Below are 21,227 nucleotides of genomic sequence, written 5' to 3' on the forward strand. Positions count from 1 at the left end.
AAAGGAGTTTCATCATGATCAGAGACGACAATAACAGCACCGCTGTCTACCCCGAGACGCACTTGACCGCAGCTCCGCTGCTTAAACGCATTTCATGGAGTGCGATTCTCGCAGGCGTTGCTTTAGCGATGGTCGCGTCGCTGATTCTGAATCTACTGGGCACCGCCATCGGCTCTGCCTCCATCGACCCGTTGCAGGAAGCCAATCCCCTGGACGGCCTGGGCAAGGGAACGGCCATCTGGGTGGTGGTCAGCGGGATTGTTTCAGTGTTCGTCGGTGCTTGGATTGCCGGGCGCCTGGCGCAACGTGAAGGAGCATTGCACGGGCTGCTGGTGTGGGCGACCACATCATTGGTGTCCCTCTATCTTGTGTCCAGTGCTGTAAGCGGGATCGTCAGCAGCGGCCTTAACCTTGCCGGCAGTGGGCTCTCGGCTGCGGGTAGCACGATTGCCCAGGCCGCCCCGCATATCGGCAACACCGTGCAGGACCAGTTGCGCAAACAAGGCATCGACTTTGACTTGAGCGATATCCAGAACGAACTCGAAACCGCCATGCGTCAAACAGGAAAACCTGAGCTCAATCCGGAGAACGTAAAAAGAGAAGCACAAGCCACGGAGCAGGATGCGCAACAGACCGCAAAAAACAGTGCGCAAAACCCACAGTCAGCCGATCAGCAACTCAGCGGATTGCTTGACCGTATCAAAGCCAAAGGTGAAAAGGCGTGGGATGCCGCCGATCGTGAAGCCATGGTCAACCTGATCAAGGCACGCACCGGGAAAACCGATGCTGAAGCCAACCAGATGGTCGACCAAGCCCAACAGGCCTACCAACAGGCCTACGCCAAGTATCAAGAGCTCAAGGCAGAAGCTGAGCAAAAGGCTCGCGAAGCTGCGGAAGTTGCAGCCAAGCGTATTTCCCAAGGCAGTTGGTTGTTGTTGATCACCCTGATCGTATCCGGCCTGGTAGCTGCGGGCGCCGGCATGATGGGGCGTCGCACCCAACCTGAAACCAAAGTCGTCGCTGCAGTGTAGGCAGGACGCACGACAAAAAAATGCCCCTACTCCGGGGCATTTTTTTGGTTCTTCACGGAATCCCGGGAACTGCGGAACTTGGCTCGATTGTCGATGGGCATATCCGTTTGATGTGGTGGCGCTACTGGCTGGTTTCGCCTTTACGGCGACCCACTTTTGTCGGGGCAAAAGTGGGCAAAACCCCTTGTCCCTGCATCCGGCCCTGCGCTGCGCTCCGGGTTCCCTCATTCCACCCTTGCTCCCGTGGGGACCGCGCCGAAGGGCCGTCCTGGCCCTGCGGCGCTCGCCGGCCATCCATGGCCGTCGCCCCACTACGCAAGGGTTCCATTCGGCCTACTGAAGGGACGGTTTGTGGCGTCTGCACGATTTGTGTAATTGAAAGCACAGCAACAGCAACAGCAAGGCGCTGGTGTTCAGCTTTTGATGTTGATCTGGCTCTTCATACATCGTCAGCCCAGACACCCTGGATCGTTCCTTCAGTAGGCTGAGTGCAGGTATTGCGTAGTCGGGTGCAGGCCATGGATGGCCCTCCGGCGCGGTCCCCGCGGGAGCAATGCCGGAGCGAAGGGATCCGTGCCGACGAAAATCGACCGGGCACCTAGTGAGGAAATATGAGCAGTACCGGCCCAAGCACCAGGCTCAACCCCACCAGCCCCAGCAACAAGCGTGGCTGATAGGGCAACAGAAATACCCACAGGGTCACCCCTGCCATCAACACTGCGAACAACTCCACCAGCCCCATGGCCCAGCCACTGCCCTGCACCGCCAGGTACAGCGCCAGCAGCTGCAGCAACCAGCCAGTGATGCGCAAGGCGCGCAAGCGCGCGGCGCTGGGTGCGCTGCCAAGCAAGTCCTTGTAATGCTTTTCCATGGCCAGGCACAGGCAGGCAAAACCGACAAAACCAAACAGGGTAACGGCCAGCATCAGCTCACCTCGCTTTCAATCAGGTTGGCGCTCGGTGCTTTTGCAGCTTTGGGCGCACGCTTGGCCGCTACTACCGGTGGGCGCCACATTTTGGCTGCCAACCAGGCCAGGAACAGGCCACTGCCCAAGGCCGTCAGGTCGAAACCTGCCATGGCCCAGTCACCCACCGAAACGGAGTGGATCAGGCCCTGGCTGGTGGTGAGCTGATTGAGCAGCGGCAAGCCGGCCCACAGCAACGCCGCCAATCCCAACTGTTCGGCCCAGGCTTTGCGGCCCGGACGCAGCGCCGCATGCAGTACCGACAACGCCCAAAGCAGGAAGAAACTGTTCACTTCCCAGTCGGCCCGGCCTTGCATACTCACCGGCAGCAAGCGGTTGGCCCAGAAGAACGCCGCAACCCCCAGCAGCAAACCGCTCATGCTGGCAATGTTCAGCACTTCCACCAGCCGCAGCTCGAAAGGTTGCGTGCCGCTCTTGGCATGCTTGAGCTGACGCTTGCCCAGCCACAGCACCAGGCCCGTACCAATAACCACCGTGCCAGCCAGGCCGAAGAAGAAGTACAGCCAGCGCATCCAGGGACCGGCGAACATACCCATGTGCAGACCGTACATGCCGGCGGAGATCACCACGGGCGTCGACTCGGCTTTGCTACCGGACTGCAGCGTGCCGTTGACGCCATCAAAGACCCAGCTCTGGCCACGCTGGTAGGCAATACGATCACCACCATGACGGGAGAACCGCACGCGGGCATTCTGATCTCCCGCGTTCTGCACTTCGATCCAGCCCAGACGCGCGTCCGGTTGTTGCTCGCGGAACTTCTCGTAGAGCGCTGGCAACGGCATCAATGGCGCCGCGACACCGGCCACCTTGACCTGCTCGGGGGCCCCGAACAGATCATTGAAAAAGCCCCGGGTGTTGTCGCCATAGCTGGCGATGATGCTCGCCGGCATGACCAGCGACATGAAAATCACCAGGCTGCTGTAGCTGATCATCAAGTGAAATGGCAGCACCAATACGCCAATGGCATTGTGGCCATCAAGCCAGGAACGCTGGCCCTTGCCGGGGCGGAAAGTGAAGAACTCCTTGAAGATCTTCTTGTGCGTAATGATACCGGTCACCAAGCCCAGCAGCATGATGAAGGCGGCAAAGGTCGACAGCCAGCGGCCCCATGGATGAGGCATTTCCAGCTGAAAATGGAATCGGTAGAAAAAGTCGCCACCGCGTGTTTCGCGAGCCTGCACCTCGGTGCCCGTGAGCGGGTCGAGGGTTTTGTCGATAAAGCCGCGCCGCCCGGCGCCTTCTGCACGCCAGCCGACACTCAGGCCCGGCTCGCGCGCTTCAGGCAAGCGAATGAACCAACTGCCCGCATCGGGTGCATGCGTTTGCAGGTAATTCTGCGCCACAGCCAGGTTTGCCAGCGGGTCCAGGGGGCGCGCCTGTACTTCGGGCTGGGCCCAGTGATTGATCTCTTCCTTGAAGTAGGACATGGTCCCGGTGAGGAAAATCGCAAACAACAACCAGCCGAAGATCAGGCCCGTCCAGGTGTGCAACCAGGCCATGGCCTGGCGAAAGCCCTCTTTCATGAGTTTTTCATCCAATAGGCCAATCCGTTGACCGCGCCCAGCACCAGGCTTGGTACCAACACGCCGCACCAGGCATGCCAGGCCGTACGGCAGGCAAAGCACCAGAGAAAGGCCACCAGGTAAAACAGGAACGACAGCATCATGCCGCTGATCACTGCCTCAGCCTTGGGGATTGGTGCCAGCAAGGTGATACAGACGCTGGCCATGGCTGCCAGCAGATATCCGCCAAACACGGCAGCCAGGCAACGTGATGTCACAGCCAGGCGATAATTCAGGGGCAGCCCGGCGGCTTTGCTTTTCATGGCATCCATCCATTGTGAAGAACCACTAATAATAATGATTTATATTCTCACAAGCAAAGCCGCTGGCAGCTTGATCAGAACGACAGGTCGACGCCAACGGTATAGCGACGACCGTCCAGCACGGTCTGATACTCCTGGTAGTCCACTTCCTTGTTGAACACGTTGTACACACCGGCCAGCAATTTCACGTTCTTGGTCACCCGATAAGTGCCACCAAGGTCGACAAAGGTGTAGGACGGAGTGCCATCAGACATGGTGGTGCGCCCCAGGTAGTCCGAGGTTTTGCCGCGATAGTTCATTCGCGCCCACGTGCCCAACTGGTCGGTCGCCTGCCAGTCCAAGGTGGCGTTGAACATGTGCCGAGGCATCTGGTTCAGTGCCTTGCCTTTCTGCGGGCCACTTTTTTGCTCGGAGGCGGTGAAGGTGTAGTTGGTAGCAAGCTTCACGCTCTGGGTGATGTCCCAGTCCAGCGTTGCTTCTACGCCTTGCATCTGCGCTTCGTCGACGTTCACCCGATCACTGATGAACTTGTACGAAGTACCGCCGATCTGGCACTGGCCCGAAGCATTGCCGGTGCTGTCGGTGCAGCGGCGGGTCTCGGTGATCTTGTCTTTGAAGTCGGTGTTGAACACGGTCAGGCCAGTGGAGAAGCCTTCGAGGTTATCCCAGATGAAACCGATTTCCTGGCTCAGGCTTTTCTCCGGCTTGAGGCTAGAGTTGCCTACGATGATTGCCGGATCGCCACCGCCACCGGTGATCTGCCCCCAATCATCCACTGCCGCGCGAATGTCTGGCGAACGATAACCACTGGACACACCCCCTTTGACAGTCCAGTTCTCGGTCAGGTGATACATCCCGTACAACCGTGGCGACCAATGCGTACCGTAGTTTTCGTCACGGTCCATACGAATGCCGCCAGTCAGGGCGAAGGCTTCGGTCAAGCGCCATTCATCCTCAGCGAACAATGCCCACGACCAGCGCGTCAGTTGGTTGACGTCGGAGGCTGCAGCCAACTGGTTGCCTTCGTCACTGAGGTCTTCGTACTTGTACTGGCCACCAAAGGTGGTGATGTGCGAGTCGCTGAAATACGACATCTGCGTATTGAGCACGGTGTTTTCCAACTCCATGCGCCGACCCGGGTTCTCGATTTTCTCGCGTTGCAGGTAACTGTCGGTGGTGATGCTTTCCCAGCGGCCGGAATGGCTGATGGCGAAGTTGGTGCGCTCATAATCGCTGAAACTATCTGTGGAGCGCGCCGAACGCCCTTGGTGGGCATAGCGATCCTGTTCGGATTTGCCCGCCTCGAAGGTAATGTCGTTGTGCTCATCAGGGGTGAACGAAAGCTTGGCGGTACCGCTGTCGGTGCTCTGCTCGTTGAAGCCGTTGACGATGTGGTCTTCGTCGCGACGCGAACGCTGCCCGTAAAGCTGCAAGCCCACGAGGTTCTCGATCAACGGCCCGGAGACAAAAGCGCTGGTGCTGTTGTAGTCGCCCGAATCGGAGCGGTCCTGGAAGGTCGCTTCAGTGCGCACGCCGCCATACCAGGTCGGCGTCACTTTACGGGTGATGATGTTAATCACCCCGCCCATGGCGTCGGAGCCATACAGCGACGACATTGGCCCACGTACCACTTCGATGCGCTCGATGGCCTCGAGCGGAGGCATCCAGCCTTGTTCGATCCCGGCACCGTCGCTGTTGGGACGAGTTGCCCGCGAGTCCTGGCGCTTGCCGTCAACCAGCATCAGCGTGTACTTGGAGGCCATGCCCCGAATACTGATATCGCTGGAACTGGCGCCACCGGTAACCACGACACCCGGCACATCCTTCAGCGCGTCGGTTACGTCACGGTAAGACTTGTTCTCGATCTGCTCGCGAGTGATCACCGAAATGGACGCCGGCGCGTCCTTGATTTGCTGGGAAAAGCCAGACGCGGTAACCACGACGTTTTCCAGTTCCAGGGCGTTCTGATTGGCAGCGCTGGCCTGGGCGGCATAAATCGAGCAGAGGGAAAGAGCAAGGCAGGATCGAGTGAAAAGCGGGGACACGTGGAGCTCTCCCTGAGATATGTAAAGGTTTGGTAAAGCGTCTTAGGGAGCGAATGCTATTTATTCTCAAATGAGAGTAAAGATTATTTACGTTTTTTACACTTTCATGGGCTATTGCGCCGCCAGTCAGCAGCGGATTGCCGACCGACCCAAGAAAACACTACAATGAGAACAATTCTTATTATGTTGCGCATTCTGGCGCCGGAGAGTTCACGGTGCCCAGCGCCTCTTCCACTTCGCTCGAAGGCCTCTATCACGCCCATCACAACTGGTTGACCGGCTGGTTGCGGCGCCGTCTGGGCTGCCCGGACAATGCCGCCGACCTGGCCCAGGACACCTTTATGCGCCTGCTGCAGGCCCGGGAAACACCGGTGCTCAATGAGCCACGGGCGTTCCTCACCACCGTGGCCAAGCGGGTGTTGTGCAACCACTACCGGCGTCAGGATCTGGAGCGCGCCTACTACCAGGCACTGGCGCAGTTACCGGAAGAACTGGCGCCCTCGGAAGAACACCGGGCGATCATTTTCGAAACCCTGCTGGAGCTGGACCGTCTGCTCGATGGCCTGCCTACGCTGGTCAAGCGTGCGTTCCTGCTCGCTCAGATCGACGGCCTTGGCTACGGTGAAATTGCCGCGCAATTGAACATCTCGCTGGCCACGGTAAAGCGCTATTTGAACAAGGCAGCCATGCGCTGTTACTTCGCCCTGTGAACAGCGCATATCAGGAATTTTCGCCGCAGGTCGCCGAACAGGCTGTGCACTGGTTGATCGAGCTACAGGGCGGTGCGCTCGACCCGCGCCAGCAGCAGGCCATGCAGCAATGGCTGCAAGCCCATGAAGAGCATCGCCGTGCCTGGGAGCACATTCAGCGGGTCAACCAGCGCCTGCGCGGGTTGTCGTCACCGCTGGCCCATGCGGCATTGCAGGCACCGCGCTCGGCCAGTCGCCGGCGCGCGCTCAAGACCCTGTTGATTCTGGGCGTGGGGGGGGCTGTCGGCTTGACCGTGCAGCAGCACAATCCCCTACCGACCCTGCTTGCCGACTACCGCAGCCCGGTGGGCGAACGTCGTCGCCAGCGATTGGAAGATGGCAGCCAACTGCACCTGAACACGCGCAGCGCCGTTGATGTGCGCTTCGATGCACAACAGCGCCTGGTGCGCCTGCTCGAAGGTGAAATACAGCTCGCCGTCGCCGCAGATGCTCGCCCATTGAATTTGCTCACCGACTTCGGCCAGCTGCAGCTCGCCGAAGGTCGCTACAACCTGCGCCAGTTCCCGCGCTACAGCCAGCTCAGCGTTCACCAGGGCAGCGCCAGCCTTGCCGGCGATGTGCTCGCAGCCGGTCGTCAGGCGCGTTTCAACGGCCCGCAGTGGCAAGCCCTGCAACTGCTCGACAGCAATGCCGGGGCTTGGGTCGACGGCATGCTGCTGGCGGCGCACATGCGCCTTGGCGATTTTCTCGATGAGCTTGGCCGCTACCGACGCGGCCAACTCAACTGCGCGCCCGAGGTTGCCGAACTGCTGATTTCCGGCAGCTATCCATTGGCTGACAGCGAGCGAATTCTCGACCTGCTGGAGATCGCCCTGCCAGTGCGCGTACGGCGTTTTACCCGCTACTGGGTGACAGTCGAAGCCCGGGTCTGATTTTTTTCACATTACCTGAGCCGATTTTTCATCTCGCGTGACAGAGAAGGCAGAACCCTTTGCTTTGACCTTCTCAAGGACCCCTTGCATGCCCCTTCGCCCGAGTCCACTTGCCCACGTTCTACGCGCTTTGTTATTCGGTACAGGCCTTAGCGTTATTGCTATCCCTGCCTTGGCTGAGCAGCCCGCAGCACGCAGCTACCACATCGCGCCGATGTCGCTGGAAAACGCTCTGAACCAGTTTGGCCGAGAAAGCGGCGTCCTGATCTCGTTTGGCTCGCAGGTCACCAGTGGCGTGCAGAGCCCAGGCCTTGAAGGCCAGTACAGCCCGCAGCAGGCACTCGACATCCTCCTGCAAGGCAGTGGTTTGCAAGCCCGTGCCGAAGGTGACAATGCCTTCAGTCTGCAACCACAAGCAGCGCTCGGCGCGCCGGTGGAGTTGGGCGTTTCCACCGTCGTCGGCGACTGGCTGGGCGCAGCCCAACAAGACAATGTGTTCGAACATCCCGGCGCCCGTGATGTAATCCGCCGCGAAGAATTCGAGCGCCAGGGCGCGATCACTGCCCGCGAAGTGCTCAACCGTATTCCTGGCGTCAACGCCCCGGAAAACAACGGCACCGGCAGCCATGACATGGCGTTGAACTTCGGAATCCGTGGCCTCAACCCACGCCTGGCCTCACGCTCCACGGTGCTGATGGATGGCATTCCGGTGCCCTTCGCGCCCTATGGCCAACCGCAGTTGTCATTCGCCCCGGTCAGCATGGGCAATATGGACGCAGTGGATGTGGTGCGCGGTGGCGGCGCCGTGCGCTACGGCCCGCAGAACGTTGGCGGTATCGTCAACTTCGTGACCCGGGCGATCCCGGACGAGCCCACCGTCAAGGCCGGCTTCCAGACCCAGACCAGCCCCTCGTCGAGCCATGACGGTTTCAAAACCAGCGCCAACCTGCTTGCTGGCGGCACCAATGACAATGGCCTCGGTGGCGCCCTGCTCTACTCCGGCACCCGCGGTGGCGATTGGCGCGAACACAGCGACACGCAGATCGACGACCTGATTCTCAAGGGCAAATTACAGCTCGACGAGGCCAACAGCCTGCACGCCATGGCCCAGTACTACGAAGGTGAAGCACAAATGCCCGGCGGCCTGAGCGTCGCCGACTACGATGCCGACCCGTACCAGTCGACGCGCCTCCAGGACAAATTCTGGGGCCGTCGCAGCATGTTCAACTTCGGCTACGACTACAAGGAAGATGCCCGGCAATTCAGCGTCAACAGCTTCTTCACCAAGACCTTGCGCAGCGGTTATCTGAACCAGGGCAGCTTCGTTTCGCTGTCGCCACGCCAGTACTGGGTGCGCGGTATCGAAACCCGCTTCTCGCAAGGTTTTGCCCTCGGCGAGAGCTGGCATGAAGTGGGCGTCGGCTATCGCTACATCAACGAAGCCGGACACGAGCTGCGTTACCGCGAGCCGCTGGCCGCCAACCAACTGCCGACCACTGCCAGCCGCAACGACCGCGACACCCGCGGCAGTACCGAAGCCCACGCAATTTTTCTCGATGACCGTATCGACATCGGCAAGTGGACCATCACCCCGGGCATTCGCTACGAGATGATCGACTCCGAGCAGTCGAACAAACTCAACGGCCAGCGCTATCAGGGCGACTACAACACCGCGCTACCGGCGCTGAACGTGATGTACCACCTCACCGACAGCTGGAACCTCTACGCCAATACCGAAGGCTCCTTCGGCAGCGTGCAGTACAGCCAGATGCCCAATCGCGTCAGCAGCGGCGAAGTCAAACCGGAAAAAGCCCGTACCTGGGAACTGGGTACGCGCTACGACGATGGCTTGCTGCAAGCGGAAATCGGCGCCTTCCTGATCAACTTCGATAACCAGTACGAAAGCAACCAGACCAACGATTCGGTGATCGCCCGCGGCGAGACCCGTCATCAAGGTATCGAGACCAGCGTGAAGTACGCGTTGGAGGGTTTGAATCCCGCACTGGCCGGTTTCGACGTGTATGCAACCTATGCCTTTGTCGACGCAAAAATCCGCGAAGATGGGCCGAACAAAGGCAATCGTGTGCCCTTCTCCTCACGGCACAAAGGCACCCTCGGGGTGGGCTACACTCAAGGCCAATGGAAGCTGAACCTGGACAGCACCTACCAGAGCGACCAGTTCGCCGACAACGCCAACACCGCGACGGAAAGTGCCGACGGCAGCAACGGACGCATCCCTGGCTACATGCTGTTCAGCAGCCGCGCAGCCTATGATTTTGGCCCGCAATTGTCGAACCTGAACGTTGCCGTTGGGGTGAAGAATATCTTCAATCACCAGTACTACACGCGCTCGTTCGATGACAACAACAAGGGCAAGTATGTCGGTGAACCCCGTACGGTATACCTGCAGACATCTGTCGCGTTTTGACCCAGCGCATGCAAAAGCCCGGCCGGCGCCGGGTTTTTGCAACAAGAAATTTATCTTTCAAAAGGGCTTGAAAAGTTGCGCCAAGTGCCTGACCTTGTAGTCAAGAGGCGATGGTTTCCACAGGCCGAAAAGGCCCCATCGATTCTCTTGCGAGCTAGCTGAATAAGGGATTGAACTATGCAAATCCAAGTCAATAGCGACAACCATATTCAAGGCAACATTCGACTGGAAGAGTGGGTCCGCAGCACCATCGAAAGCATGCTCGAACACTTTGAGGAAGATATCACCCGGGTCGAGGTTCACCTGCGAGACGAGAATGGCGACAAGCCAGGTCCGCACGACAAACGCTGCCAGATGGAGGCACGCCCAAAAGGCCATCAACCGATTTCCGTAAGCCACAAGTCTGCATCGCTCGACCAGGCTGTCGAGGGAGCAGCACTGAAGCTCAACCATGCCCTGGAGCATTTCTACGGCAAGCTACGCAGCAAACGCGCCGTCACTCAACAAACCGCCAATGAGGCCCAGAATGACGGCCTGCTACAGGAAGAATTCCTGGAAAACGAGCAAGCTCGCAGCATCAGCTGAATGACATAACGCAGACGGTAAAAAGGCGAGCCAGGGGGCTCGCCTTTTTTTATCGGCATTGTCTCCGAGATCGACTGCATCCCTTCAGTGCCCCATCGCAGCAACAGCCACCGAGTTACTTACCCTCTTCGATTTCCTTTCCACTGGCATCGATAGCCTTGGTCGACGGGTACTGGTAAGAAGCATAACGCACCACCAGAATCGCGAACGCCAACAGTAGAATCCCACCACACACATACAGCAGACCGACATCCGGCGCCTTGTGATGCGAGACATCGCCGATCAATAGGCGGGTCAGCGCCGTGATCGCCACATACAGCAGGAAGCGAATCGGCATGTGGTTGGTCTTGAAATAAATCCCGACCATCGCCCCCAGCTCGAGGTAGATGAATAACAGAAGAATGTCATCAACACTGACGCCACCCTTGCTGAGCATATCGATGAAGGTCGCGACGGCTGCATAAGCGGTAATCGCACCAATGCCGAACAAGGCCAGGTAGTGAAACGCTTCGACGCAGAGATTGCCCAGCGAGTCGGCCGAGCCATGCAGGCCCTTGCGCAGTTTGTCTGCCCATTTGATGTTCACGATTGCGGTTTCCTTGATACGGCTGGGAGGATGATGCGCCACGCGCATGACGTTTTTTCTGCATGCAGTAAAAAGGCCAGGCAGCCTGTTTGAGAAGGCGACCAAACGTCGCAAGGCACAGCCATTGCTGGCTGTGCCTTGCGATTGCAACCGTAGGTGGGGAAAACCGGGTTATTCGAGCGCCGAGGCCGGGCCGAAGAACTCGTAGCGGCTCTGCGCCTCAGGTACGCCCAGGCCCTTGAGGTGACCCTTGACGGTAGCCATAAAGCCTTTTGGACCGAGGAAGTAGGCGTCTACGTCTCGCTCTTTAGGCAGCCATGCGTTCAACTGTTCGGCAGTCAGCAGGCCGACCGCATCGGCAGGCTCGCTGACGCCATCGTCTTCGGCGTAGCAGTAGAAGCGCTTGACCTGTGGATGACGCGCCGCCAGACCATCGACCCAGTCACGGAACGCATGCACCGCACCGTTGCGCGCGCAGTGGATGAAGTGCACCAGACGACCGCTTTCCAGCGCCGCTTCGAGCATCGGCAGGGTCGGGGTAATGCCCACACCACCGCTGATCAGCACCAAAGGTTTGTCGCTGGCGCTCAAGGTGAACTCGCCCGATGGCGGGAACAGTTTGATGCTGTCGCCCACTGCCATTTGCTCGTGCAGGTAATTGGAGACCTTACCACCGGCTTCGCGCTTGACGCTGATACGGTATTGGCCGGCATCGCTCAAGGCCGACAGCGAATAGTTGCGACGCTGCTCGGTGCCATCGATGATCAGTTGCAGGCCGATGTATTGACCCGGCTCGGCTTTAAGAATCGCGCCGCCATCAACGGGAGCGAAGTAGAAAGAAACGATTTCGCTGCTTTCGTCGACACGCTGCACCAGTTTGAAGTCCCGCGCACCGCGCCAGCCGCCAGGGGCTGCTTCTTTCTGCGCATAAACATCGGCTTCAGCGCCGATGAGGATGTCGGCCAGTTGCTGGTAGGCTGCGCCCCAGGCTGCAATAACCTCAGGGGTGGCGATTTCCTTGCCAAGCACTTCTTCGATGGCGCGCAGCAGGCAGCTACCCACGATCGGGTAATGTTCCGGAAGAATCTGCAAGGCCACATGCTTGTTGATGATCTGGCCGACCAAGCCACCGAGCTGTTCGAGCTGGTCGATGTGACGGGCATACATCAGTACACCATTAGCCAATGCACGTGGCTGGTCGCCGCTGGCCTGGTGGGCCTGGTTGAACAGTGGGCGCACTTCAGGGTATTCGCTGAGCATCAATTTGTAGAAGTGAGTCGTCAGTGCTTCGCCACCGCTTTCGAGCAGGGGAACAGTGGCTTTGACGATCGCACGATCCTGGGCATTAAGCATTAAGTGACTCCTGAGCCTATGGCTTCTGATGAATACGTTCGCTAATTCAGTTTTCGTGCCAACTTTTAAACCCTTTAAAATCAATGAGTTAAAAATAACAGAGTCATAAAGACCACATCTGATATATAGTCATTAAGACCAACAGGAGTCTTTATGACCGCAAAACCCCTGCTAACCGCCCTGCTGCCACTGGTCAGCGATCTGTCCCGCGACTTGCCCGAGCGCGAACGCTATCGACGTCTGCTCGAAGCCATGCGCAGCCTGTTGCCGTGCGATGCTGCCGCGCTTCTGCGCCTGGATGGTGATTGGCTGGTGCCATTGGCAGTCGATGGTTTGAGCACGGACACGCTGGGGCGACGCTTCAAGGTCAACGAACACCCGCGCTTCGAGATCATTCTCAGCCATAACGCCCCTACTCGCTTTGCCAGCGACAGCGAGCTGCCAGACCCCTACGACGGATTGGTCGAAGGCCTGCACCAGCACCTGGAAGTTCATGACTGCATGGGTTGCCCGCTGTTTGTCGACGAACAACCCTGGGGCCTGATCACCCTCGACGCACTCGACCCGGAGCAGTTCCAGCAAGTTGAACTGGACGCCCTGCAAGCCTTTGCCAGCCTGGCCGAAGCCACGGTCAATGTTGCCGAGCGCATCGCGCGCCTGGCGCTGCGCGCCGAGGATGAGCACGAACGCGCCGAGGTGTATCGTCAGGCCAGCGGCCAGCAGTACAAGGAACTGATCGGCCAGAGCAAGCTGCACAAGCGCCTGCTGGAAGAGATCCACTTGGTCGGCAGCAGCGACCTGACCGTGCTGATTACGGGTGAAACCGGGGTCGGCAAGGAACTGGTAGCGCAGGCCATACATCAGGCTTCGGGCCGCGCCAACAAACCGATGATCAGCCTCAACTGCGCGGCGTTACCCGACACCCTGGTAGAGAGCGAACTGTTCGGCCATGTGCGGGGTGCCTTTACCGGCGCGGTCGACGAACGACGCGGCAAATTCGAACTGGCCAACGGCGGTACGCTGTTTCTCGATGAAGTCGGTGAGCTTTCGCTGACGGTGCAAGCCAAGCTTCTGCGTGTGCTGCAGAGCGGGCAATTGCAGCGACTGGGTTCAGACCAGGAACACCGCGTCGACGTGCGCCTGATCGCTGCTACCAATCGCGACCTGGCTGATGAAGTGCGGGCTGGCCGTTATCGTGCCGATTTCTACCACCGCCTGAGCGTTTACCCGCTTCGGGTGCCGCCGTTGCGTGAGCGTGGGCGCGATGTGTTGCTGCTCAGTGGCTACTTTCTCGAACACAATCGCTCACGCATGGGCCTGGGCAGCTTGCGCCTGAGCGCGGAAGCCCAGGCCGCCCTGCTGGCGTATGACTGGCCAGGAAATGTGCGAGAGCTCGAACACCTGATCGGGCGCTCGGCGCTCAAGGCCCTGGGCCAGCACCGTCAGCGTCCGAAAATACTTACCCTCAATGCCACGGACCTGGACCTCAAGCCCATCGAAGCACCGCTCAGCCAGGAACAGGCGCCGCTCACCGCGACGGCTGACTTGCCGGTGGGCGACCTGCGCCAGGCTCTCGACGTTTATCAGCGCCAACTGATCCAAGCCTGCCTTGAGCGTCATCAGGGCAATTGGGCCAGCGCCGCCCGCGAACTGGGCCTGGATCGGGCCAATCTCAGTCGCCTGGCCAAGCGCCTGGGTCTACGCTGATTTACGCAAGCCATTAAAGCCCCGGGCTGTCGGGTCGATAACCCGGCATCTCCCCCGTTCAACCTGACCTGAAGGTACCCATGGCCACGCAAAATGCCCGCGCGGACTCGTTGTCGCTGCTGCTGTTCACCCTGCGCAGCGGCAAGCTGATGGCTATCAACCTGCTCAAGGTCAGTGAAATCATTCCTTGCCCTGCGCTGACCAAACTGCCGGAGTCACATCCCCACGTCAAAGGCGTTGCTACCCTGCGTGGCAACTCGCTGTCGGTGATCGACCTGTCCCGGGCCATTGGCGAGCGGCCGTTGGAAGATCCCCAGGGCGGCTGCCTGATCGTTACCGATATCAGCCGCTCCAAACAGGGCCTGCATGTACAGGCGGTGAGCAAGATCGTTCATTGCCTGACCACCGACATCAAGCCACCGCCTTACGGTTCGGGCAGCAAGTCGTTCATTACTGGCGTGACCCGGGTCGACAATGCCCTGGTCCAAGTGCTGGATATCGAGAAGGTCATTCACGGTATCTCCCCGCCCCCTCACGAGGTCGCGGGCAGCGAATTGAGCGCCGATGATGCAGCGGTGCTGGCCGCCACCAACATTCTGGTCGTCGACGACAGCCTGGTGGCCTTGCAGCAATCGGTGCACACCTTGCGCGGCCTCGGTATCGAATGCCACACCGCGCGCAGCGCCAAGGATGCGATCAACACCCTGCTCGAGCTGCAAGGCACCGAGCAGGAGATCAACGTGGTGGTCTCGGACATCGAGATGTCCGAAATGGATGGCTACGCCTTCACCCGCACCCTGCGCGAAACCCCGGACTTCAAGCACCTGTACGTGCTGCTGCACACCTCGCTGGACAGCGCGATGAACAGCGAAAAAGCCCGGCTCGCCGGGGCCAACGCGGTGCTGACCAAGTTCTCTTCACCGGAGCTGACCGACTGCCTGATCGTTGCGGCGCGCTCAGTAGCCTTCGAAGAGCACTGACATCAATGACAGCGCCGCCAGAACTCGGCAGCCAGGCGGCGCAAGTCTTCGGCAATCGACGCCACATCACTGGCACTGAGATGGCTTTGCTGGCCAACCTGCACGGTTGATTCGCTGGCCTGGCGGATGGTGATGATGTTGCGGTTGATGCTCTCGCTGACCTGGCTTTGCTGCTCCACCGCCGCTGCAATCTGCAAGCTCATCTCACTGATCTGATTGACCCGCAGGCTGATGCCGTCCAACGCGGTGGCGGCGCGCCGGGCCTGATCGACACTGTGCCCGGCGTGCTCGCTGCTTTGCTGCATCACCTGCACAGCGTCGCGCGCGCCATTTTGCAGCACGCTGATCATGCGCTGAATCTCATGGGTCGATTGTGCCGTGCGCTGCGCCAAGCTGCGCACCTCATCGGCGACCACCGCAAAGCCGCGCCCCTGATCACCCGCCCGGGCCGCTTCGATAGCGGCGTTGAGCGCGAGCAGGTTGGTCTGCTCGGCAATCCCACGGATCACCTCCACCACACCGGTGATCTCACTGCTGTGGCTCTGCAGGTTGTGGATAACTTCAGTGGCGGCATCCAGCGAGTTGGCCAATTCCTGAATCGCACTGCGATTGAGGTCGACCAACTGATGCCCGGCACGGGTTTCATCTTCGGCTTGATCGGCCGCCTGCGAGGCTTGCTGGGCGTTGCTGGCGACCTCAGCCACGCTGGCCGCCATCTGATTGATCGCGGTGGCGATCTGATCGGCTTCGCCCTGCTGCTCCAGGCTAGTACTGTGACTGCTTTGCAGCGACTGCGCCAACGAACCACTATGCCCGGCCAGACGCCGCGAGGTGTCGCTGATTCGCCCAACCACCGCGCCGAGCTGGCCCTTGAGCATGCGCAGGGCAAAATCGATCTGGCCGATGCCGTCGCGACGGCCAGTGTACAACTGCTGGCTCAACGGATTGTCGGCAATCGCCTTGGCCTCAGCACACAAACGCTGGAAGGGCTTGAGCACCGCCAGGATCACCAGCGCACTCAGGCCGCTGGCCAACAACACTTGTACTGCCCCTTGCCAGGGTATCACCGGCAACAACAGGTGGCTGAGCACCGAGGCCAGCACCAACCCCAGGGTGACGCCCGCCCACAATTGCCCGCCAAGGCCGAACACCGGCAAGCGTTGCCACCAGGCCTTTCGACCGCTGCGTAAATCGCTGTAGCAGCGCTCGGCAGCTTCAACCTGCTCAGCACTTGGCTTGGTTCGGATCGACTGATACTCCACCGTTTTCCCTTCACTGGCGATGGGTGAAACGAAGGAACTGACCCAGTAGTGATCACCATTTCTACAGCGATTCTTCACCAAGCCCATCCATGACTGACCGTTCTTGAGGGTCTGCCACATCTGTTCGAATGCCTGGGGTGGCATATCGGGGTGACGCACCACATGGTGAGGACTGCCCAGCAGTTCTTCACGACTGAATCCACTGATCTTGACGAAGTCGTCATTGGCGTAGGTGATTACGCTTGAAAGGTCGGTGGTAGAAAGGATATTGGCGTCACCGGGATAATCCACATTGCGACCGGTCACAGGCATATTGCTCTTCATCGGAGGCACTCGTTGTTTTTCGGGAGAATCGGCAGGGCGTACGACTTTAGTGACAAACCGGCTGATTTCCTTGATCCAGCTCACGTATTTGGCAATTTGCCATCACTGGCTTTCAGCTAGCTGTCAGCGCTGTCAGTTAGCGGTCACGCTGCTGACCTGATCGAGCCGCTATAAATTAGGCATTGCCCTGGAATTTCACCTATGCGTATTCAGCCCCGCTCTGTTGTGATCTGCGTCGGCCTGTTGGTTCTGGCCGGGATTGGCTTTTGGTTGTTGGGTCGCTCGGGTGAAGAGAAAGTCGCTCACAGCCCCGCTATCCCGGTGCGCGTCGTTGCCGTCAAACAACAAGACGTGCCACGTTTTGCCAGCGGTATCGGCTCGGTGCTGTCACTGCACAGCGTGGTGATTCGGCCTCAGGTCGAAGGCGTATTGACCCGCCTACTGGTCAAGGAAGGCCAATGGGTCAAGCAAGGTGACTTGCTGGCTACCATCGACGACCGCGCCATTCGCGCTACCCTCGAACAAGCCAAGGCGCAATTGGGGCAAAGCCAGGCACAACTGCAGGTTGCCGGTGTCGATCTCAAGCGCTACAAGCTGCTCAGCACCGACAACGGCGTATCGCGCCAGACCCTCGATCAGCAGCAGGCACTGTTCAATCAACTGCAAGCCACGGTGCTCGGCAACCAGGCCGCTATAGCCGCGGCCCAGGTGCAGTTGTCCTACACCCAGATTCTTTCGCCGGTGACCGGCAGGGTGGGTATTCGTAACGTCGATGAAGGCAATTTTTTGCGCGTGGCCGATACCCAGGGGCTGTTCAGCGTCACCCAGATCGACCCGATCGGGGTGGAGTTTTCCTTGCCGCAAAACATGCTGCCGACCTTGCAGGGGCTGCTCAAGGCGCAACCTGCCGCGGTGGTTCAGGCTTACCTGGAAGGCGATGGTGACAACAGCGGCACCTTGCTTGCCGAGGGTCACCTGACCCTGATCGACAACCAGGTAGCCGCCCACACCGGAACCATTCGGGTCAAGGCCGAGTTCGCCAATCCCGACGCCCGCCTCTGGCCGGGCCAACTGGTCACCCTGAAGCTGCAGACCGCGCTCGAGCAGAATGCATTGGTGGTACCGCCACAGGTGGTGCAACGCGGCATCGACGGCCATTACGTCTACAAACTGGTCGGCGACAAGGTCGAAAGCGTGCCGGTCACCGTGGTCTATCAGGACAGCACCCTGAACATCATTGCCGGGGTCGGCCAGGGTGACAAACTGGTCTCCGATGGTCAGTCGCGGCTCCGGCCTGGCGCCACCGTAGAAGTGGCGGCTGAAGCCGCTGCGCCAGAAGAAGTGGCTAAACGTCGGGAGCAGCCATGAAAGCCCGCGGCTCGATTTCGGCCTGGTGCATCGACCGCCCGATTGCGACCCTGCTGCTGACGTTCGCCCTGGTACTGCTCGGCGTTATCGCCTTCCCGCGCCTGCCGATTGCGCCATTGCCCGAAGCCGACTTCCCGACCATTCAGGTCTCCGCCCAACTGCCCGGCGCCAGCCCGGAAACCATGGCCTCGTCGGTGGCCACACCACTGGAAGTCCAGTTCAGCGCCATCCCCGGCATGACCCAGATGACCTCCAGCAGCGCCCTGGGATCGACCAACCTGATTCTGCAGTTCAGCCTGGAAAAAAGCATCGATACCGCTGCCCAGGAAGTTCAGGCGGCCATCAACACCGCCACCGCCCGCCTGCCCCAGGACATGCCCAGCCCGCCCACCTGGCGCAAGGTCAACCCGGCCGACAGCCCGGTACTGATCCTCACGGTCAGCTCGTCGCAGATGCCCGCCAACGAATTGAGCGACTACGCCGAAACCCTTCTGGCTCGGCAACTGAGCCAGATAAACGGCGTCGGCCTGATCAACATCACCGGGCAACTGCGCCCCGCTATCCGCGTGCAGGCCCAGCCGGAAAAACTTGCAGCGTTGGGGCTGACCCTCGCCGACCTGCGCCAGGCTATCCAACAGACCAGCCTGAACCTGGCCAAAGGTGCGCTGTATGGCGACAGCAGCGTTTCCACCCTGGCCACCAACGATCAGTTGTTTCATCCCGAAGAGTACGCGCAACTGATCGTCTCTTACCGTGACGGCGCCCCGGTGCACCTGAAAGATGTCGCCAAGGTTATCAACGGCGCCGAGAACGCCTACGTCAAGGCCTGGTCCGGCGAGCAGCAGGGCCTGAACCTGGTGGTGTTCCGCCAGCCTGGCGCCAACATCGTCGAGACAGTCGACGGCATCATGGAGGCGTTGCCGCGGCTCGAACAGATGCTGCCGGCAGCGGTCGAGGTCTCGGTGCTCAATGACCGCACGCAGACCATTCGCGCGTCCCTGCATGAAGTAGAAGTAACCTTGCTGATTGCCGTAGCGCTGGTGATCGGGGTGATGGCGCTGTTTCTGCGCCAATGGTCTGCGACCTTGATTGTATCGAGCGTGCTCGCCGTATCGCTGATCGCAAGCTTTGCGCTGATGTACCTGTTCGGTTTCAGCCTCAATAACTTGACCCTGGTCGCCATTGTCATCGCCGTGGGCTTTGTGGTCGATGACGCCATCGTCGTGGTGGAGAACATTCACCGTCATCTGGAAGCCGGCGACAGCAAGCGCGAAGCAGCAATCAAGGGTTCCGGCGAAATCGGCTTTACCGTGGTCTCGATCAGTTTTTCCCTGGTGGCCGCGTTTATTCCGTTGCTGTTCATGGGCGGCGTTGTGGGCCGCTTGTTCAAGGAGTTCGCCCTCACCGCAACCTCGACCATCCTCATTTCGGTGGTGGTCTCGCTGACCCTGGCGCCGACCCTCTGCGCGCTGTTCATGGAACGCCCCGAACACAAGGACCAGCACGGGATCACTTTCGGTGAGCGCTTGCTGGGCTGGTACGAGCGCGTGCTGGTCAAGGCCCTGGCGCACCAACGCTTAATGATGGGTATCTTCGCCGTCACCCTGGCCCTGGCAGTGGCCGGCTACGTCGCCATCCCCAAGGGCTTTTTCCCGGTTCAGGATACAGGTTTCATTCTCGGTACCTCCGAGGGTGCTGCCGACATCTCCTACCCCGACATGATCAAAAAGCACCAGGCGCTGGCCAAGGTCATCGAGACCGACCCGGCGGTACGCGCGTTTTCTCACGCTGTCGGGGTAACCGGCAGCAACCAGACCATCGCCAACGGCCGTTTCTGGATCGCCCTCAAGGACCGTGGTGACCGCGATGTGTCAGCCAGTGAGTTCATCGATCGCTTGCGCCCGAAACTGGCCAAGGTGCCGGGTGTCGTGCTGTATCTGCGCGCCGGCCAGGACATCAACCTGAGTTCCGGGCCCACCCGTAGCCAGTACCAGTACGTGCTCAAGAGCAACGACGGAGCGGCGTTGAACGAATGGACGCAACGCCTCACCGAGCGTCTGAAGGCCAACCCGGCATTTCGTGACCTGTCCAACGACTTGCAACTGGGCGCCAGCGTAACCCGCATCGAAATCGACCGCCGCGCCGCTGCTCGTTTCGGCCTGACCACCACCGACATTGACCAGGCACTGTATGACGCCTTCGGCCAGCGTCAGATCAGCGAGTTCCAGACCGAGACCAACCAGTACAAGGTCATCCTCGAACTCGACGCCCGTCAACGCGGCAAGGCCGAAAGCCTCAACTACTTCTACCTGCGCTCGCCACTGACCAATGAAATGGTACCGCTGTCAGTGCTGGCTAAAGTCGCGCCACCGAGCACCGGGCCATTGTCGATCAGCCACGATGGCCTATTCCCGGCCGCCAACCTGTCATTCAACCTGGCGCCCGGAGTAGCCCTGGGCGACGCCGTGCAGATACTTGAACGCACCCAGCGTGAACTAGGCATGCCCGATTCGATCATTGGAAACTTCCAGGGCGCGGCCCAGGCCTTCCAGAGTTCGCTGTCGAGCCAGCCCTGGCTGATCCTCGCGGCGCTGGTGGCGGTGTACATCATTCTCGGCGTGCTCTACGAGAGTTTCGTGCACCCATTAACGATTATCTCCACCCTGCCCTCGGCCGGCCTTGGTGCACTGGCGCTGTTGTGGCTGTCGGGGCAGGACTTCAGCATCATGGGCCTGATCGGCATCGTGCTGTTGATCGGTATCGTCAAGAAAAACGGCATCCTGCTCATCGACTTCGCCCTGGACGCCCAGCGCACCCTGGGTCTAAGTCCTGAGGAGGCGATCCACCAGGCCTGCCTGACGCGCTTTCGGCCGATCATGATGACCACCCTCGCGGCCCTGCTCGGTGCCGTGCCTCTGATGTTCGGCATGGGTGCCGGTGCCGAGCTGCGCCAGCCCTTGGGGATAGCCGTGGTCGGCGGCTTGCTGGTCAGCCAGGCGCTGACATTGTTCACTACGCCGATCATATACTTGGCCCTGGAGCGTCTGTTCCATCGGCGCAAGACGCCGCAAAGCGTGGCGCAGCCCACTGGCAGTTGAGAACCGAT

The 21,227-nt window shown here is 59.9% G+C and carries 16 protein-coding genes and 1 pseudogene; 9 read left to right on the forward strand and 8 right to left on the reverse strand.

Features of this window, described 5'->3' with window-relative positions; translation table 11 throughout:
• The first annotated feature begins 14 nt into the window (after positions 1 to 14).
• Complete coding sequence (locus V0R60_RS16660; RefSeq protein ID WP_330080093.1) at positions 15 to 1,031, forward strand: YrzE family protein; 1,017 nt, start codon at positions 15 to 17, stop codon at positions 1,029 to 1,031.
• A 598-nt stretch (positions 1,032 to 1,629) separates the two neighbouring features.
• On the opposite strand, the gene V0R60_RS16665 is transcribed toward V0R60_RS16660, so the two are convergent.
• The 4 genes from V0R60_RS16665 to V0R60_RS16680 all read right to left on the reverse strand — a co-directional run bounded on the left by V0R60_RS16665 (position 1,630) and on the right by V0R60_RS16680 (position 5,886).
• Entirely contained in the window at positions 1,630 to 1,956 is a 327-nt protein-coding gene (locus V0R60_RS16665; RefSeq protein ID WP_330080092.1) for a DUF3325 domain-containing protein, read from the reverse strand.
• Entirely contained in the window at positions 1,956 to 3,539 is a 1,584-nt protein-coding gene (locus V0R60_RS16670) for a PepSY-associated TM helix domain-containing protein (RefSeq protein WP_330080091.1), read from the reverse strand. The genes V0R60_RS16665 and V0R60_RS16670 overlap by 1 nt, the downstream gene beginning before the upstream one ends.
• A complete protein-coding gene (locus V0R60_RS16675; protein WP_330080090.1) occupies positions 3,536 to 3,841 on the reverse strand; it encodes a DUF3649 domain-containing protein in 306 nt (101 codons plus the stop codon). Before V0R60_RS16675 ends, V0R60_RS16670 begins: the two co-directional genes overlap by 4 nt.
• A 74-nt stretch (positions 3,842 to 3,915) precedes the next feature.
• Positions 3,916 to 5,886 (reverse strand): ligand-gated channel protein, encoded by a 1,971-nt coding sequence (locus V0R60_RS16680; protein ID WP_330080089.1) that lies wholly within the window; start codon positions 5,884 to 5,886, stop codon positions 3,916 to 3,918.
• 215 nt (positions 5,887 to 6,101) lie between these two features.
• Here V0R60_RS16680 and V0R60_RS16685 point away from each other — a divergent pair, with 215 nt between their 5' ends.
• The 4 genes from V0R60_RS16685 to V0R60_RS16700 all read left to right on the forward strand — a co-directional run bounded on the left by V0R60_RS16685 (position 6,102) and on the right by V0R60_RS16700 (position 10,541).
• Positions 6,102 to 6,596, forward strand: a complete 495-nt coding sequence (locus V0R60_RS16685) for a sigma-70 family RNA polymerase sigma factor (protein WP_330080088.1) — start codon at positions 6,102 to 6,104, stop codon at positions 6,594 to 6,596.
• Entirely contained in the window at positions 6,593 to 7,528 is a 936-nt protein-coding gene (locus V0R60_RS16690) for a FecR domain-containing protein (RefSeq protein ID WP_330080087.1), read from the forward strand. The genes V0R60_RS16685 and V0R60_RS16690 overlap by 4 nt, the downstream gene beginning before the upstream one ends.
• 88 nt (positions 7,529 to 7,616) lie before the next feature.
• Positions 7,617 to 9,956, forward strand: a complete 2,340-nt coding sequence (gene fecA, locus V0R60_RS16695) for a TonB-dependent Fe(3+) dicitrate receptor FecA (RefSeq protein WP_330080086.1) — start codon at positions 7,617 to 7,619, stop codon at positions 9,954 to 9,956.
• A gap of 177 nt (positions 9,957 to 10,133) precedes the next feature.
• The gene (locus tag V0R60_RS16700; RefSeq protein WP_136474606.1) at positions 10,134 to 10,541 is read left to right on the forward strand and encodes an HPF/RaiA family ribosome-associated protein; all 408 of its coding nucleotides are present in this window, start codon (positions 10,134 to 10,136) and stop codon (positions 10,539 to 10,541) included.
• A 115-nt stretch (positions 10,542 to 10,656) separates the two neighbouring features.
• Here V0R60_RS16700 and V0R60_RS16705 read toward each other — a convergent pair whose 3' ends face one another.
• Together V0R60_RS16705 and hmpA are read right to left on the reverse strand one after the other, a co-directional pair.
• Positions 10,657 to 11,127 (reverse strand): phosphate-starvation-inducible protein PsiE, encoded by a 471-nt coding sequence (locus tag V0R60_RS16705; RefSeq protein WP_136474605.1) that lies wholly within the window; start codon positions 11,125 to 11,127, stop codon positions 10,657 to 10,659.
• A gap of 171 nt (positions 11,128 to 11,298) precedes the next feature.
• Complete coding sequence (hmpA, locus tag V0R60_RS16710) at positions 11,299 to 12,480, reverse strand: NO-inducible flavohemoprotein (RefSeq protein ID WP_330080085.1); 1,182 nt, start codon at positions 12,478 to 12,480, stop codon at positions 11,299 to 11,301.
• A gap of 153 nt (positions 12,481 to 12,633) precedes the next feature.
• On the opposite strand from hmpA, the gene norR reads away from it, so the two are divergent.
• The gene (norR, locus tag V0R60_RS16715; RefSeq protein ID WP_330080084.1) at positions 12,634 to 14,187 is read left to right on the forward strand and encodes a nitric oxide reductase transcriptional regulator NorR; all 1,554 of its coding nucleotides are present in this window, start codon (positions 12,634 to 12,636) and stop codon (positions 14,185 to 14,187) included.
• Positions 14,188 to 14,267: 80 nt separating this feature from the next.
• Positions 14,268 to 15,167: a chemotaxis protein gene (locus tag V0R60_RS16720; RefSeq protein WP_330080083.1), complete on the forward strand. Its 900-nt coding sequence runs from the start codon at positions 14,268 to 14,270 to the stop codon at positions 15,165 to 15,167.
• A gap of 2 nt (positions 15,168 to 15,169) precedes the next feature.
• Here the strand turns inward: V0R60_RS16720 and V0R60_RS16725 are convergent, their stop codons facing one another.
• Positions 15,170 to 16,258 carry a methyl-accepting chemotaxis protein gene (locus tag V0R60_RS16725; RefSeq protein ID WP_371922306.1) on the reverse strand — a complete coding sequence of 363 codons (1,089 nt, stop codon included), beginning with the start codon at positions 16,256 to 16,258 and terminating at the stop codon, positions 15,170 to 15,172.
• A gap of 213 nt (positions 16,259 to 16,471) precedes the next feature.
• Positions 16,472 to 16,753, reverse strand: a pseudogene (locus V0R60_RS27035) (PAS domain-containing protein); the annotation flags it as partial.
• A gap of 201 nt (positions 16,754 to 16,954) precedes the next feature.
• Between V0R60_RS27035 and V0R60_RS16730 the strand changes: the two are divergent.
• A complete protein-coding gene (locus V0R60_RS16730; RefSeq protein WP_330080081.1) occupies positions 16,955 to 18,121 on the forward strand; it encodes an efflux RND transporter periplasmic adaptor subunit in 1,167 nt (388 codons plus the stop codon).
• Positions 18,118 to 21,219 (forward strand): multidrug efflux RND transporter permease subunit, encoded by a 3,102-nt coding sequence (locus V0R60_RS16735; RefSeq protein WP_330080080.1) that lies wholly within the window; start codon positions 18,118 to 18,120, stop codon positions 21,217 to 21,219. The genes V0R60_RS16730 and V0R60_RS16735 overlap by 4 nt, the downstream gene beginning before the upstream one ends.
• Positions 21,220 to 21,227: the final 8 nt, after the last annotated feature.

The sequence above is a fragment of the Pseudomonas auratipiscis genome (assembly GCF_036324085.1).
Classification (GTDB): Bacteria; Pseudomonadota; Gammaproteobacteria; order Pseudomonadales; family Pseudomonadaceae; genus Aquipseudomonas; species Aquipseudomonas auratipiscis.